This is a genomic window from Cobetia sp. SIMBA_158 (assembly GCF_046566945.1).
In the GTDB taxonomy this organism is placed as follows: Bacteria; Pseudomonadota; Gammaproteobacteria; order Pseudomonadales; family Halomonadaceae; genus Cobetia; species Cobetia amphilecti.
In genome coordinates this window covers 1-242 of record NZ_JAWJYL010000965.1, presented here as the reverse complement: position 1 = coordinate 242, position 242 = coordinate 1, and the positions used below count along the sequence as shown (strand labels likewise).

The following is a 242-nucleotide window of genomic DNA, read 5'->3' as shown; positions in this document are numbered from 1 at the left end:
ATTAGATGGAAGCGGGTACCCTAGAGGACTAGTCGATCATGAAATTCATCCTTATGCAAAGATTATTGCGGTGGCGGATGTATTCGATGCAGTGACTTCCAATCGTGTATATCGAAAAAAAATGTTGCCGCATCAAGGAGTTAACATAATTGATTCTGGCAGTGGTACATTGTTTGATTCACGGGTAGTAGAAGCATTAAAACGTAGTATTGCCCATTATCCAAATGGTTCTATTGTGTTAC

At 39.7% G+C, this 242-nt stretch carries 1 protein-coding gene; it reads left to right on the top strand.

Features of this window, described 5'->3' with window-relative positions; genetic code table 11:
• On the top strand, positions 1-242 hold a 242-nt coding region (locus R2R70_RS22675), incomplete at both ends, for an HD-GYP domain-containing protein (protein ID WP_410979297.1).